This window comes from Streptomyces chilikensis, assembly GCF_001642695.1.
GTDB lineage: Bacteria > Actinomycetota > Actinomycetes > Streptomycetales > Streptomycetaceae > Streptomyces > Streptomyces chilikensis.
In genome coordinates this window covers 2058199-2072088 of sequence record NZ_LWCC02000005.1, presented here as the reverse complement: position 1 = coordinate 2072088, position 13890 = coordinate 2058199, and the positions used below count along the sequence as shown (strand labels likewise).

Genomic DNA, 13890 nt, shown 5'->3' with positions numbered 1-13890 from the left:
CCGTCGTGGCGCGGGCCGCCGGCCATCCGTCCGCGGGCCGTCGGGGCGGCGGGCGCCGCTTCCGTCCGCGGGCCTTCGCGCCGCCCCTGGCGGCCCGGAGCCCGGACCGTCCGGGGGCGCGGCGGAGGCCCCCTGCGCGGCGGAGGGGAAAGAGCGACGCCGCGTTCGGGGAACGCGGCGTCGTCAGGGGCGGGGGAACGTGGTCAGAGGCGCTCGATGACGTGGTCGACGCAGGCCGTGAGGGCGCCCACGTCCGCCGGGTCGATCGCGGGGAACATGGCGATCCGCAGCTGGTTGCGCCCCAGCTTCCGGTACGGCTCGGTGTCCACGATCCCGTTCGCCCGCAGCGCCTTGGCGACCGCCGCCGCGTCGATCTCCTCGTCGAAGTCGATCGTGCCGATGACCTGCGACCGCTTCGCGGCGTCGGTGACGAACGGCGTCGCGTACTTGGACGCCTCCGCCCACCCGTACAGCGTCCGCGCGGACTCCGCCGTGCGGGACACCGCCCAGTCCAGGCCGCCCTGCCCGTTGATCCACTCCAGCTGCTCGTTCAGCAGGAAGAGCGTGGACAGCGCCGGGGTGTTGTACGTCTGGTTCTTGCGGGAGTTGTCGATCGCCGTCGGCAGCGAGAAGAACTCCGGGACGTGGCGGCCGGAGGCGTGGATCCGCTCGGCGCGCTCGATCGCGGCCGGGGAGAACACGCCGATCCACAGACCGCCGTCGGAGGCGAAGGACTTCTGCGGCGCGAAGTAGTAGACGTCCGTCTCGGAGACGTCGACCGGCAGGCCGCCCGCGCCGCTGGTCGCGTCGACCAGGACCAGCGCGCCCTCGTCCGCGCCGGCCACCCGGCGGATCGGCATGGCGACACCGGTGGAGGTCTCGTTGTGGGTGAAGGCGTAGACGTCGACGCCCGGCTCGGCCTTGGCCTCGGGGTGGTCGCCCGGCTCCGCGGTGACCAGCGTGGGGTCGCCCAGCCAGGGGGCGAGCTTGGCGGCCTTGGCGAACTTGGAGGAGAACTCGCCGAAGGTGAGGTGCTGCGAGCGGTTCTCGATCAGGCCGTGCGTCGCGACGTCCCAGAACGCGGTGGAGCCGCCGTTGCCGAGGACCACCTCGTAGCCCTCGGGCAGGGAGAACAGCTCACGGATGCCTTCCCGCACCTTGCCGACCAGGTTCTTGACCGGGGCCTGGCGGTGGGACGTGCCGAGCAGGGACGTGCCGGTCGCGGCGAGGGCGTCCAGCGCCTCCGTCCGCACCTTGGAGGGGCCAGCGCCGAATCGTCCGTCGGCGGGCTTGATGTCAGCGGGAATCTGGATCTCAGCCACGACCGCGAGCGTAGCCGTTCTCGAAACCCGGACGAAAGGTGGTCCGGCGGCTGAGACGCCGCGTCCGTCCCGCGCCACCCCGCCCCCGCGCCGGTCGCCGCGGGCATCCTGGGAGGATGCGCGATCGGGAAGCGGCACCACTGGAAGCGGCACTGCGGACGGCGGTTCGGGGCGAGGTGGCGTTCGACGCGGGCGCCCGGGCGCTGACCACCATGGACGCCTCCAACTACCGCCGGGTCCCGCTGGGCGTGGTCGCCCCGCGGGACACGGAGGACGTGGCGGCGGCGCTGGAGGTCTGCCGGGAGCACGGCGTCCCGGTGGTGCCGCGCGGCGGCGGGACCTCGATCGCGGGGCAGGCCACCGGGACCGGTGTGGTGCTGGACCTCACCCGGCACATGAACCGGCTGCTGTCGCTGGACGCGGAGGCCCGCACCGCCGTCGTGCAGCCGGGGCTGGTGCTGGACCGGCTCCAGGAGGCGGTGGCGCCGCACGGACTGCGGTTCGGGCCCGATCCGTCGACCCACGGCCGGTGCACGCTGGGCGGGATGATCGGCAACAACTCCTGCGGCTCCCACTCGGTGGCCTGGGGGACGACCGCGGACAACGTGAGGACCCTGGAGGTGCTCACCGCGCGCGGCGCCCGCCTCCGGCCGGGGCGCGGCTGGGCCGGCGCGCCGGACGGGCTGCGCGAACTGGCCGGCTCCCGGCTGGAGCTGCTGCGGACCGGATTCGCGACGGATCTGCCCCGCCGGATCTCCGGCTACGCGCTGGACGCGCTGCTGCCGGAACGCGGGGCGGACGTGGCGCGGTCCTTCTGCGGCTCCGAGGGCACCCTCGGGGTGCTCACCGAGGCCACGGTCCGGCTGGTGGAGGCGCCGAGGGCCGTCGCCCTCGCGGTGCTGGGGTACGCCGACGAGACGGCGGCCGCGCAGGCCGCGCCAGGACTGCTGCCGCACCGTCCGCTGACCGTCGAGGGCATGGCGACCGACCTGGTGCCGTCCGCCGGAGGGCTGCCGCGCGGCGGGGCCTGGCTCTTCGTGGAGACCGGAGGGGCCAACGGGACCGAGGCGCGGGCCAGGGCCGAGCGGATCGTGCGGGCGGCCGACGCGCTGGAGGCGCTGGTGGTCACCGATCCGGCCGCCCGGCGCACCCTCTGGCGGATCCGGGAGGACGCCGCCGGCACCGCCACCCGGATGCCGGACGGCACCGAGGCGTGGCCGGGCTGGGAGGACTGCGCGGTGCCGCCCGCGCGACTGGGCGCGTACCTGCGGGACTTCCGGCGGCTGCTGGCCGCCCACGGCCTCCGGGGCGTCCCCTACGGACACTTCGGGGACGGCTGCGTCCACGTCCGCATCGACTTCGACCTGCTGACGGAGCGCGGCGTCGCGCGGTACCGGCGGTTCTCGGAGGAACTGGCCGGCCTGGTCACCTCCTACGGCGGCTCGCTCTCCGGGGAGCACGGCGACGGCATGGCGCGGGCCGAGCTGCTGGAGCGCATGTACGGGGCCGAGGCGGTGCGGCTGTTCGAGCGGGCGAAGGGGGTCTGGGACCCGGACGGTCTGCTCAACCCCGGCGTCCTGGTCCGCCCGGCCCCCCTCGACGCCAACCTGCGGTTCGCCCCGCTGCCCCGCGAGCCCGTCGACGTGGAGTTCGGCTACCTCGCCGACAACGGCGACTTCCGGGCGGCGGTCCGCCGCTGCGTGGGCGTCGCCAAGTGCCGCACCACCACCACCGCGGCGGGGAGCGAGGTGATGTGCCCCTCGTTCCGGGTGACCGGCGAGGAGGCGCACTCCACGCGGGGCCGGGCGCGGCTGCTGCACGAGATGCTGGCCGGCGAGGTGATCACCGACGGGTGGCGTTCGGAGGAGGTCCGGGACGCGCTCGACCTCTGCCTGTCCTGCAAGGGCTGCCGCACGGACTGCCCGGTGGGCGTCGACATGGCCACCTACAAGGCGGAGTTCCTGCACCACCACTACCAGGGGCGGCGGCGGCCGGCCGCGCATTGTTCGCTGGGCCGGCTGCCGGAGTGGCTGCGGGCGGTGGACCGGACCCGGCTGGCGCGGGTGGTGAACGCGCTCGCCGCGGTGCGGCCGGCGGCCGCGCTGGGCAAGCGGATCGCGGGGGTGGCGCCGGAACGGGCGATCCCGCGCCTCGCGCCGACGTCGTTCACCCGTGAGTGGGAACGGCGTCCCCCGCGCGCCCTTCACCCGGAAGGGGTGCGACGGCCGGAAGGGGAAGGTCACCCGGACGAGGCGGCTCACCCGGACGGGGTGGCTCACCCGGACGGGGGACGGACGGTGGTGCTCTGGCCGGACACCTTCACGGAGTACCTCTCGCCGTCCGTCGGTCTGTCAGCCGTACGGGTGCTGGAGGCGGCCGGGCTGACGGTGACGCTGCCGCCGGTGCTCCCTCCGGGCGGCCCGCGGATCGCCGACGGCCGGACGGCCGGCCTGCGCGGCGCCCTCGCCGTCCTGGCGGCCGGCCGCCGCCGCGGGCGGGTCTGCTGCGGCCTCACCTACCTCTCCACCGGCCAGCTCGACCGGGCCCGGACGGTGCTGCGCCGGACCCTCGGCCTGATGGAGCCGGTCCTCGACGCGGGGCTCCCGGTGGTGGTCCTGGAGCCGAGCTGCGGGGCGGCCCTCAGGAGCGACCTGCCCGAGCTGCTGCCCGGCGATCCGCGGGCCGGGCGGCTGGCCGCCGCCGTGGTCACCCTCGCCGAGGCGCTGGAGAGGCACGCGCCCGGCTGGACGCCGCCCCGCCTGGACCGCCCGGTGGCCGGACAGACCCACTGCCACCAGCACGCCGTCCTCGGCGACGCCGCCGAGCGCCGGCTGCGCGGGGCGGCGGGCCTCACCGGTGACCTCTCCGGCGGCTGCTGCGGCCTGGCCGGCGACTTCGGCTTCCAGCCCGGCCACCAGGAGGTGTCCGTCGCCTGCGCCGAGGAACAACTGCTGCCCGCGGTCCGGGCGGCGGGGGAGGACGCGGTGCTGCTCGCCGACGGCTACTCCTGCCGCACCCAGCTCGACCAGCTGGCCGGGAAGCGGGCCCGGCACCTGGCGGAGGTGCTGGCCGAGGCGCTGGACCGCGACGAAGGTAAGGACTGAAAGCGATTTACGCGAATGACATGTCGCCCTTAACCTCATGGGGACGACCCTTCCGCACCATCGCGCACACCAGGACGGCACCGTGAACGCATCCCGCACCGACCGGACCCACGCGGGAGCCACGGCGACCGGAGCCGGACCGGCGCCCGCCGCGGGGGCACGGTCCGCGCTCGGCCCGATCGGCCTGGTGATGGGCGGGGTCGTCTCCGTCCAGTTCGGCAGCGCGCTGGCCGTGAACCTGATGGACCGGACCAGTGCGCTGGGCGTGGTCGCCATCCGCCTGGTGGTCGCCGCCGCGCTGCTGCTGGTGGTCTGCCGGCCGCAGCTGCGGGGCCACTCGCGCGCCGACTGGGGCACGGTGGTCGCCTTCGCGGCGACGCTGGCGGGCATGAACGGCCTGTTCTACCAGGCCGCCGACCGGATGCCGCTGGGTCCGGCGGTGACCCTGGAGGTGCTGGGGCCGCTGGCGCTGTCGGTGTTCAGCTCCCGCCGGCTGGTGAGCGTGCTGTGGGCGGGGCTGGCCCTGGCCGGCGTCTTCCTGCTCGGCGGCGGCGACTTCTCCGGACTCGACCCGGTGGGCGCCGCGTTCGCGCTCGGCGCGGGCGCGATGTGGGCGGGGTACATCGTCTTCAGCGCCCGCACCGGCCGCCGCTTCCCGCAGGCCGACGGGCTGGCCATCGCGATGGCCCTGGCCGCCCTGCTCGTCCTCCCGCTGGGCGTCGGTTCCGCGGGCGGCGAGCTGCTCGACCCGGTGACGGTGGGGCTCGGCGCGGGCGTCGCGGTGCTGTCGTCCGTGCTGCCCTACACCCTCGAGCTGATCGCGCTGCGCACCCTTCCGGCCTCCGCGTTCTCCATCCTGATGAGCCTGGAACCCGCGGTCGCCGCCCTGGCGGGCTTCCTGATCCTCCACCAGACCCTGGGCGCGGCCCAGGCGGCCGCCATCGGCCTGGTCGTCGCCGCCAGCATGGGCGCGGTCCGCACCCAGGTGGGGGCGGTCCGTGTGACGAAGGAGCCCGAGCTGGGCTGATCCGTTTCCGGACGCCCATTACACGACACGTCCAGTCCTGTGCCCGAATACCGTCGGTAGCTCGCCGCTCCGGGTGATCATGCAGGTCACAGCCATTTCCTGGCGCTCTACGCTCCGAGCCACGACCCGAGCCCGCTCGACGCTCCCGATGCGGGCCGACCAGCGAGGAACGCCATGGTCAGCTCGGCGCACGAGGCGCTGCACCGCATCTTCCGGGACCACCCCGACCTCTTCTACCGGCTGTCGTCCCGGCTGGGGTACGACCTGCCGCCCCCGACGAAGGCCACCGTCGAATGCCCGGACGTGACAGAGACCGCCGCGATCGAGCGCCGGATCGACACCCTGATCCGGTTCGAGACGGAGAGCCAGGGACCTTTCCTGCTCGCTGTCGAGGCGCAGGGGAAGCCCGACCCGGCCAAGCCGTCCAGCTGGGCGTACTACGTGAGTTACCTGTGGAGCAAGTACCGGTTGCCGACCCACCTGATGGTGGTCTGCCAGGACCGCCGGACGGCGGCCTGGGCGCAGCGGCCGGTGACGAGTGGGCTGCCCTTCCTGCCGACGCTCACGGTGCGTCCGATGGTCGTCGGACCGCACAACACCCCGGTGATCGCCGACCCCCGGCAGGCGCGGGAGGACATCCTGATGGCGACGCTCTCGGCCATCACACACGCCGCGGAACCGGACATTGATGACATACTGAAGGCCCTGTCCCGTGCCCTTCGTGACGTTCCGGAAGACCAGGGCAGCCAGGTCGTCGAGTACACAGCCCAAGGCCTCAGGCATGGCCGGGCGAAGCAGCTCTGGAAGGAGCTCCTTATGGCCGACACGTCCTTCTACCGCTCGTGGCTCTTCGAGGAGGTCCGGGACGAGGGCCGGGCGGAAACCTTCGTGGCGTCGATCCTGCTGGTGCTGGAGCAGCGCGGCGTGAAGGTTTCCGAGGAGGTCCGCAAGCGGGTGGAGGACATCGACGACCCGGAGGTCCTGCGGATGGTGCTCGCGCGAGCCGTCACCGCGCCCACGGCCGAGGCGATCTTCGACGGAGCGACGCCGGCCGGTCCGTGGGCGCAGCCGCGCGGGGGCGGTGCCGGCCCGCAGCCGTGAGTGTGCGGAGACCCCGGGTTCCGGGGGGCCGGACGGAGGGGATGCGCCGGCGTCCCTCAGTCCGCCGCGTCGGACCAGTCCCGCGTGGCAGCACCAGCCGGTAGCCGTCGGGGTCCTCGACGGTGACGCCCCAGTGGTCCCGGTACGGGTTGTGGGCGGTGACGCGGCGGCCGCCGTGGGCTTCCAGGCGGGTGACCAGGGCCTCGCCCGGCTCCGGCCGGTGCCGGGGGCACCTCCGGCTCCCGCGGACGGTCCGGGAGTCCGGAGGAGGCGCCGGAAGCCGGGGGCGCGCTGAGGTGTCTGCGGGCACGGGGGAAGCGTAGGGCGGGGCGCGGGCCCGGGCGCACGGAGGAAAAGGCCTGGGGCGGAAGGAGGCGCGCGGCCTAGGGTGCGCGCATGAGTGAGGCACTGAGGCTGGAGCCGGTGACGCCGGGCAACTTCGAGGCGGCGATCGGCATCGAGGTGGCCCCCGCGCAGCGGCGGCTGGTCGCGCCGGTGGTGAAGTCGCTGGCGGAGGCGTACGTGTACCCGGAGAACGCCTGGCCCCGGCTGATCCTCGACGGGGACCGCCCGGTGGGATTCCTGATGGCCTTCCTGGACATCGACTGGCTCGGCGACGGCACCCGGCGCGACGTCCGGTCCGGCCTGTGGCGGCTGAACATCGCGGAGGGCGAACAGCGGCGCGGCTGCGGCAGGTTCGCGGTGCGGGCGGTGGCGGAGGAGATCCGCCGGCGGGGCGGCTCGCTGTTCCACGTGACCTGGGAGCCGGGCGAGGACGGGCCGGAGGAGTTCTACCGGGGACTCGGGTTCCGCAGGACGGGGGAGGTCAGCGGCGGGCAGACCGTCGGGGTGCTGGAACTCGGCTCCTCCTCGAGCCTTTGATCTCCGCGGGGCTTCTGCGAGCGTGCGGGCATGACCGCTGACGACGACATCCTGATCACGACCTTCGCCGAGCGCCCCGAGCTGATTCCGCGGATGTACGACCTGCACGACACCTGGCCGGAGTTCGTGCAGCACGACCTGCTCTCCGCGTCCTTGCACAGCCGGGTGATCCGGGAGTTCCCCGAGTACTGCGTGGTCGCCACCGAGGGTGAACGGGTGGTGGCCCGGGCGATGAGCGTGCCGTTCAACTCCGTGCTGGAGGGCCGGGAGGAGACCCCCGACCAGGGCTGGGACCGGGTGATCGCCTGGGCGTTCCGCGACCGCGCGCTGGGCCTGGACGTCACCGCGGCGAGCGCGCTGGAGATCACCGTCGGCACCGGCCACCTCGGCCGGGGGCTGTCCTACCGGATGCTGGCCGCGATGCGCGGCGCGGTCGCCGCGCGGGGGCACGACGCGCTGCTCGCGCCGGTGCGGCCCAACGCCAAGCACCTGGAGCCGCACACCCCCATGGCCGAGTACGTCCGGCTGACCCGGGACGGGGACGGCCTGCCCCGCGACCCCTGGCTGCGGGTGCACGTGCGGGCGGGCGGCGTGATCGAGAAGGTCGCGCCGGCCAGCATGACGGTCAGCGGCTCGCTCGCGCAGTGGCGGAAGTGGACCGGTCTCCCCTTCGACGCCGACGGCCCGGTGCCGGTCCCCGGCGCGCTCACGCCCGTCCTGTGCAGCCTCGCCCACGACCTGGCCGTGTACGTGGAGCCCAACGTGTGGGTGCGGCACCGGCTGTGAAGGTCCGGCGCCCGGACAGAAAATCAAGCAAGCATGCTTGATTGATTTCCGTCCCGCTGCCATGCTCCCAAGCGCACCACCCCGCACACCGCCGTGCCCGGAGGGAGCAGGACGCCGAGATGGACGATCCGACGTCGTCGGTGATCGACGACATGCGTGAGGAGTTCGAGGAACTCGACGCCTTGGTCGCCGGGTTGGACGACGACCGGTGGGCGGCCCCCACGCCCGCGCCGGGCTGGGGCATCGCCCACCAGATCGCCCACCTCGCCTGGACCGACCGGGCCGCGCTGGCCGCGATCCGTGACCGGGAGGCGTTCGACGCCGAGGTCGGGCAGGCGCTCGCCGACCCCGACGGGTACATGGACGAGCAGGCGGCGCTGGGTGCCCGCAGGCCGCCCGCGCGGATCCTGGCCACCTGGCGGGAGGGCCGCGCCGAGCTGGCGGAGGCCCTGCGCGGGGTGCCGCGCGGGACGCGGATCCCCTGGTTCGGGCCGCCCATGTCCGCGGCGTCGATGGCCACCGCCCGGCTGATGGAGACCTGGGCCCACGGCCAGGACGTCGCCGACGCCCTGGGCGTCGAGCGTCGTCCCTCCGGACGGCTGCGGCACATCGCCCGGCTGGGCGCGCGCACCCGCGACTTCGCCTTCCTGGTGAACGGGCTGCCGGTGCCCCGGGAGGAGTTCCGGCTGGAGCTGGCGTTCCCCGGCGGCGGGCGGGACGGCGAGCTGTGGACCTCCGGTCCGCCGGACGCCACGCAGCGGGTCACCGGGTCGGGGCCGGACTTCTGTCGCCTGGTCACGCAGCGCGCGCACCGCTCCGACCTCGACCTGCACGCCGACGGCCCGGACGCCGACCGCTGGCTGGACATCGCCCAGTGCTTCGCCGGACCCCCCGGCGGCGGACGCGAGCCGAAGGAGCGCGCGTGACGACGACCCCGCCGCCGCCCACCGCACCGCGGAACGAGCCGCCCACCGCACCGCGGACCGCCCCGCCCGCCGTGCCGCCATCCGCACCGCGTCCCTCGCCCCTGCGCATCGGCAACGCCTCCGGCTTCTACGGCGACCGCTTCGACGCGATGCGCGAGATGCTCACCGGCGGCGAACTGGACGTCCTGACCGGCGACTACCTCGCCGAGCTCACCATGCTGATCCTGGGCCGCGACCGGCTCAAGGACCCCGAAGCCGGCTACGCCCGCACCTTCCTGCGCCAGCTGGAGGAGTGCCTGGGCCTCGCCCACGAGCGCGGCGTGCGGATCGTCGCCAACGCGGGCGGCCTCAACCCCGCCGGGCTCGCCGCCCGCGTGCGGGAGCTGGCCGGGCGCCTCGGGCTCCCCGTCCGCGTCGCCCACGTCGAGGGCGACGACCTCACCGCGGCCCACCCCGGCGCGCTGGCCGCCCACGCCTACCTCGGCGGCTTCGGCATCACCGCCTGTCTGCGGGCCGGGGCCGACGTCGTGGTGACCGGCCGGGTCACCGACGCCGCCCTGGTCACCGGCCCGGCCGCCGCCCACTTCGGCTGGACCCCCGGCGACCTGGACGCCCTGGCCGGCGCCGTCGTCGCCGGGCACGTGCTGGAGTGCGGCACCCAGGCCACCGGCGGCAACTACGCCTTCTTCGGCGAGTTCGAGCCCCGCCGCCTGCTCCGCCCGGGCTTCCCGCTGGCGGAGATCCACCCCGACGGCAGCTCGGTGATCACCAAGCATCCCGGCTCCGGCGGCGTCGTCGACGTCGGCACGGTCACCGCCCAGCTGCTCTACGAGACCGGCGGCCCCCGGTACGCCGGGCCGGACGTCACCGCCCGGCTGGACACCGTCGCCCTCGACCGGGTGGGCCCCGACCGGGTGCGGATCAGCGGCGTGCGCGGCGAGGCCCCGCCGGCCACCCTCAAGGTGGGCGTCAACCGGTTCGGCGGGTTCCGCAACCAGGTGGAGTTCGTGCTCACCGGCCTGGACGTGGAACGCAAGGCCGAGCTGGTGCGGGCGCAGCTGGAGGACGCGCTGGATCGTGCCAAGTCCCGCCCCGCACACGTCTCGTGGGACCTGGTCCGCACCGACCGGCCGGACGCGGCCACCGAGGAGACCGCGAGCGCCGTGCTGCGCCTGGTGGTCCGCGACCCCGACCAGCAGGCCGTCGGCCGGGCCGTCGCCGGCGCGGGCATCGAGCTGGCCCTGGCCAGCTACCCCGGCTTCCACGTCACCGCCCCGCCCGGCAAGGGCGCGCCCTACGGTGCCTTCCACGCCGCGTACGTCCCGCAGGGCGAGGTGGAGCACGTCGCCGTGCTGCCGGACGGGACGCGCGAGAGCGTGCCCCCGGCGCCCGGGACACGGGGGCTCGCCGACGTGGACGAGCCGCCGCTGCCCGCCCCGCCGCCCGTCGGCGGCCCGGTCCGCCGCGTCCCGCTGGGCCGGGTGGCCGGGGCCCGCAGCGGCGACAAGGGCGGCGACGCCAACGTCGGCGTCTGGGTCCGCGGCGACGAGGCGTGGCGGTGGCTCGCCCACACCCTGACCGTCGAGCGGTTCAAGGAGCTGCTGCCGGAGACCGCGGCGCTCACCGTCACCCGGCACGCGCTGCCGAACCTGCGCGCGCTCAACTTCACCGTCGAGGGGATCCTCGGCGAGGGCGTGGCCGCGCAGCACCGATTCGACCCGCAGGCCAAGGCGCTCGGGGAATGGCTGCGCGCCCGCCACATGGACATACCGGAGGCCCTGCTATGACCGTGCTGCCCACGGCGCTGGACACCGAGAGCCCCGAGTACGCGGCCCGCCGCGCCGCGCTGCTGGAGAAGCTGGCGGCACTGGACGCCGAGCACGCCAAGGCGCTCGCGGGCGGCGGCGAGAAGTACGTCGCCCGGCACCGCGGTCGCGGCAAACTGCTCGCCCGGGAACGCGTCGAGCTGCTCGTCGATCCCGACACCCCGTTCCTGGAGCTCTCCCCGTTGGCCGCCTGGGGCAGCGAGTACCCGGTGGGCGCGTCGATGGTCACCGGCATCGGCGTGGTCGAGGGCGTCGAGTGCCTGATCACCGCCAACGACCCGACCGTGCGCGGCGGCGCGACCAACCCGTGGGGGCTGAGGAAGGCGCTGCGGGCCAACGACATCGCGCTGGCCAACCGGCTGCCGGTGGTCACCATGGTGGAGTCGGGCGGGGCGGACCTGCCCTCGCAGAAGGAGATCTTCATCCCCGGCGGCCAGGTCTTCCGCGACCTGACCCGGCTCTCCGCGGCCGGCGTCCCCACCGTGGCCGTGGTCCTCGGCAACTCCACCGCCGGCGGTGCGTACATCCCCGGGATGTCCGACCACGTGATCATGGTGAAGGAGCGGTCGAAGGTCTTCCTCGGCGGCCCGCCGCTGGTGAAGATGGCCACCGGGGAGGAGAGCGACGACGAGTCGCTGGGCGGCGCCGAGATGCACGCCCGCACCTCCGGCCTCGCCGACCACTTCGCCGTCGACGAGCTGGACGCGATCCGGCAGGCCCGGCGCGTGGTCGCCCGCCTCAACCACCGCAAGGCGCACCGGGACCCCGACCCGGCGTTCGTCGAGCCGCCCAAGTACGACCCCGAGGAACTGCTGGGCATCGTCCCGGAGGACCTGCGCACGCCCTTCGACCCGCGCGAGGTGATCGCCCGGATCGTCGACGGCTCCGACTTCGACGAGTTCAAGCCGCTGTACGGCACCAGCCTGACCACCGGCTGGGCCACCCTGCACGGTTATCCGGTCGGCATCCTGGCCAACGCCCAGGGCGTGCTGTTCGGCGAGGAGTCGCAGAAGGCCGCCCAGTTCGTCCAGCTCGCCAACCAGCGCGACATCCCGCTGCTGTTCCTGCACAACACCACCGGCTACATGGTCGGCAAGGAGTACGAGCAGGGCGGCATCATCAAGCACGGCGCGATGATGATCAACGCGGTGTCGAACTCGAAGGTGCCGCACCTGTCGGTGCTGATGGGCGCCTCCTACGGGGCCGGCCACTACGGCATGTGCGGGCGGGCGTACGATCCCCGGTTCCTGTTCGCCTGGCCGAGCGCCAAGTCCGCCGTGATGGGCCCGCAGCAGCTGGCCGGGGTGCTCTCCATCGTGATGCGCCAGTCCGCGGCGGCGAAGGGACAGCCCTACGACGAGGAGGGCGACAAGGCGCTGCGCGCCCTGGTCGAGCAGCAGATCGAGGCCGAGTCGCTGCCGATGTTCCTGTCCGGGCGGCTCTACGACGACGGGGTGATCGACCCGCGCGACACCCGGACCGTGCTGGGCATCTGCCTGTCCGCGATCCACACGGCCCCGTTCGAGGGCGTGCGCGGCGGCTTCGGCGTCTTCCGGATGTGAGGGGGGAACGATCGTGATCACCAAGTCCGTCGTGACCAGACTGCTGGTCGCCAACCGGGGCGAGATCGCCTGCCGGGTCTTCCGCACCTGCGCGGAGCTGGGCGTGCGCACCGTCGCCGTGCACTCCGACGCCGACGCCGGGGCCCTGCACACCCGCACCGCCGACGAGGCGGTCCGGCTGCCGGGGACCTCGCCCGCCGACACCTACCTGCGCGGCGACCTGATCGTGGAGGCCGCCCTGGCGGCGGGCGCGGACGCGGTGCACCCGGGGTACGGATTCCTCTCCGAGAACCCGGACTTCGCCCGCCAGGTGCTGGACGCCGGGCTGGTGTGGATCGGCCCGCCGCCGGAGGCGATCGAGGCGATGGCCTCCAAGACCCGGGCCAAGGAGCTGATGGGGCTGGAGCCCCTGCGCGAGGTCACCGCGGCGGACCTGCCGGTGCTGGTGAAGGCGGCGGCCGGCGGCGGCGGGCGCGGCATGCGCGTGGTGCGCCGGCTGGAGGACCTGGACGCCGAGCTGACCGCCGCGCGGGCCGAGGCGCTGAGCGCGTTCGGCGACGGCGAGGTGTTCGTCGAGCCCTACGTGGAGGGTGGCCGCCACGTCGAGGTGCAGGTCCTGGCCGACACCCACGGCACGGTGTGGGCGCTGGGCACCCGCGACTGCTCGCTGCAGCGCCGCCACCAGAAGGTCCTCGAGGAGGCCCCGGCGCCCGGACTCCCGCCCGCGCTCCGCGACGAGCTGCACCGCTCGGCGGTGCGCGCCGCCCGCGCGGTGGAGTACGTGGGCGCCGGCACGGTGGAGTTCCTGGTCTCCGGCGGCCGGGCGCACTTCCTGGAGATGAACACCCGCCTCCAGGTGGAACACCCGGTCACCGAGGAGGTGTTCGGGATCGACCTGGTCGCGCTCCAGCTGCGGATCGCCGAGGGCGGCGCGCTGGAGCCGGAGCCCCCCGCCCCGCGCGGACACGCGGTGGAGGCCCGCCTCTACGCGGAGGACCCGGCGCGCGGCTGGGCGCCGCAGACGGGCCTCCTGCACCGGATCGCCTTCCCCGGGGCGGCGGGCGTCCGGGTCGACACCGGCTTCGCCGACGGCGACCGGATCGGCGTCCACTACGACCCGCTGCTCGCCAAGGTCGTCGCCCACGCCCCGACCCGCGCCGAGGCGGTCCGCAAACTGGCCGGCGCGCTGGAGCGGGCCGCCGTGCACGGGCCGGTCACCAACCGGGACCTGCTGGTCGCCTCGCTGCGGCACGAGGAGTTCGCCGCCGGCCGGATGGACACCGGTTTCTACGACCGGCACCTGGCCGAGCTGACCGGGGCCGCCGCCGACCCGCTCGCCCCGCTGGCCGCCGCG

At 74.7% G+C, this 13890-nt stretch carries 11 protein-coding genes; 9 read left to right on the top strand and 2 right to left on the bottom strand.

Annotated elements, in window-relative coordinates:
• Positions 1-203: 203 nt before the first annotated feature.
• A complete protein-coding gene (gene serC / locus A2U95_RS09270; RefSeq protein ID WP_166021693.1) occupies positions 204-1322 on the bottom strand; it encodes a phosphoserine transaminase in 1119 nt (372 codons plus the stop codon).
• A 116-nt stretch (positions 1323-1438) separates the two neighbouring features.
• On the opposite strand from serC, the gene A2U95_RS09265 reads away from it, so the two are divergent.
• The 3 genes from A2U95_RS09265 to A2U95_RS09255 all read left to right on the top strand — a co-directional run bounded on the left by A2U95_RS09265 (position 1439) and on the right by A2U95_RS09255 (position 6554).
• The gene (locus A2U95_RS09265) at positions 1439-4426 is read left to right on the top strand and encodes an FAD-binding and (Fe-S)-binding domain-containing protein (protein ID WP_166021692.1); all 2988 of its coding nucleotides are present in this window, start codon (positions 1439-1441) and stop codon (positions 4424-4426) included.
• 190 nt (positions 4427-4616) lie between these two features.
• Complete coding sequence (locus A2U95_RS09260; protein WP_240957443.1) at positions 4617-5453, top strand: EamA family transporter; 837 nt, start codon at positions 4617-4619, stop codon at positions 5451-5453.
• Positions 5454-5627: 174 nt separating this feature from the next.
• On the top strand, positions 5628-6554 hold the full coding sequence (locus A2U95_RS09255; protein ID WP_166021690.1) for a hypothetical protein: 927 nt from the start codon (positions 5628-5630) through the stop codon (positions 6552-6554).
• On the opposite strand, the gene A2U95_RS33755 is transcribed toward A2U95_RS09255, so the two are convergent.
• Positions 6460-6864 carry a hypothetical protein gene (locus A2U95_RS33755; RefSeq protein WP_420856981.1) on the bottom strand — a complete coding sequence of 135 codons (405 nt, stop codon included), beginning with the start codon at positions 6862-6864 and terminating at the stop codon, positions 6460-6462. The genes A2U95_RS09255 and A2U95_RS33755 overlap by 95 nt on opposite strands.
• A gap of 86 nt (positions 6865-6950) precedes the next feature.
• On the opposite strand from A2U95_RS33755, the gene A2U95_RS09250 reads away from it, so the two are divergent.
• From A2U95_RS09250 to A2U95_RS09225, 6 genes are all read left to right on the top strand, one after another.
• Positions 6951-7436 carry a GNAT family N-acetyltransferase gene (locus tag A2U95_RS09250; RefSeq protein WP_166021689.1) on the top strand — a complete coding sequence of 162 codons (486 nt, stop codon included), beginning with the start codon at positions 6951-6953 and terminating at the stop codon, positions 7434-7436.
• A gap of 30 nt (positions 7437-7466) precedes the next feature.
• Positions 7467-8222, top strand: a complete 756-nt coding sequence (locus A2U95_RS09245) for an N-acetyltransferase (RefSeq protein ID WP_166021688.1) — start codon at positions 7467-7469, stop codon at positions 8220-8222.
• A 119-nt stretch (positions 8223-8341) separates the two neighbouring features.
• A complete protein-coding gene (locus tag A2U95_RS09240) occupies positions 8342-9148 on the top strand; it encodes a TIGR03084 family metal-binding protein (protein WP_166021687.1) in 807 nt (268 codons plus the stop codon).
• Between the two features lie 71 nt (positions 9149-9219).
• Positions 9220-10935: an acyclic terpene utilization AtuA family protein gene (locus A2U95_RS09235; protein ID WP_166024988.1), complete on the top strand. Its 1716-nt coding sequence runs from the start codon at positions 9220-9222 to the stop codon at positions 10933-10935.
• A complete protein-coding gene (locus A2U95_RS09230; RefSeq protein ID WP_166021686.1) occupies positions 10932-12536 on the top strand; it encodes an acyl-CoA carboxylase subunit beta in 1605 nt (534 codons plus the stop codon). The genes A2U95_RS09235 and A2U95_RS09230 overlap by 4 nt, the downstream gene beginning before the upstream one ends.
• Before the next feature lie 13 nt (positions 12537-12549).
• Positions 12550-13890 (top strand): acetyl-CoA carboxylase biotin carboxylase subunit (locus A2U95_RS09225; RefSeq protein ID WP_240957253.1); only part of this gene is annotated, 1341 nt, incomplete at its 3' end.